Below are 946 nucleotides of genomic sequence, written 5' to 3' on the forward strand. Positions count from 1 at the left end.
TGAGGTGACCGGTGAGCTGGGTGTCGGTGTGCCAGTGGCCCCAGGACACGGCGGTTGTGTTGGTGCGGTGGTGGGCGAGGGCGTCGAGGAAGGTGTTGGCGGCGGCGTAGTTGGCTTGTCCTGGCCCGCCGAGGACACCGGACACCGAGGAGTAGAGGACGAGGGTGGTGTTGGGGTCGGTGAGTTCGTGGAGGTGCCAGGCGGCGTCGAGTTTGGGGGCGAGGACGGTGTGGAGGCGTTCGGGGTTCAGGGAGGTGAGGACGGTGTCGTCGAGGGTGCCGGCGCTGTGGATCACGCCTTGGAGTGGCGGGTCGATGGTGTCGAGGAGGGTGGCGAGGGCGTCGCGGTTGGTGACGTCGCAGGTTTCGACGCGCACGGTGGCGCCGGTGTTGGTGAGTTCGGTGACGAGGTTGGTGATGCCGGGGGTGTTCGGGCCGCGGCGGCTGGTGAGGACGAGGTGGCGTACGTGGTGGTGGGTGACGAGGTGGCGGGCGGTGAGGGCGCCGAGTCCGGTGGTGCCGCCGGTGACCAGAACGGTGCCGTCGAGGGTTGTTGTGGGTGGGGGCAGGGTGGTTTTGGTGAGGCGGGGGACGCGGGCGTGGCCGTCGCGGATGGTGACTTGGGGTTCGCCGGTGGCCAGGGCCGCACGGAAGTCGGTGCCGTCGATGAGGGCGAACCGGTCGGGGTGCTCGGTTTGGGCGCTGCGGACCAGACCCCACACGGGGGCGACGGTCACGTCGAGGTCGGGGGTGTCGATGGCGTTGTGGGTGTTGATCGCGAGGCGGGTGGCGCCGAGTTCGGGATGTTGTAGCCAGTCTTGGAGCAGGTCGAGTACCTGGGTGAGGTTCGCGCGGACTTGTTCGGGGACGGTGCCGTCGGTTGCGGGTATGACGGGGTAGACGACCCATTCGGGGAGCACCGCCCCGGACTCCACATCCGACAGCAG

1 protein-coding gene is annotated in these 946 nt (G+C 69.1%); it reads right to left on the bottom strand.

All coding sequences use genetic code 11. From position 1 onward, the window contains the following. Positions 1 to 946: beta-ketoacyl reductase (locus JT362_RS35300; RefSeq protein ID WP_260196308.1), on the bottom strand; the 946-nt coding region annotated here is incomplete at both ends.

This window comes from Actinophytocola gossypii (assembly GCF_025165815.1).
Classification (GTDB): Bacteria; Actinomycetota; Actinomycetes; order Mycobacteriales; family Pseudonocardiaceae; genus Actinophytocola; species Actinophytocola gossypii.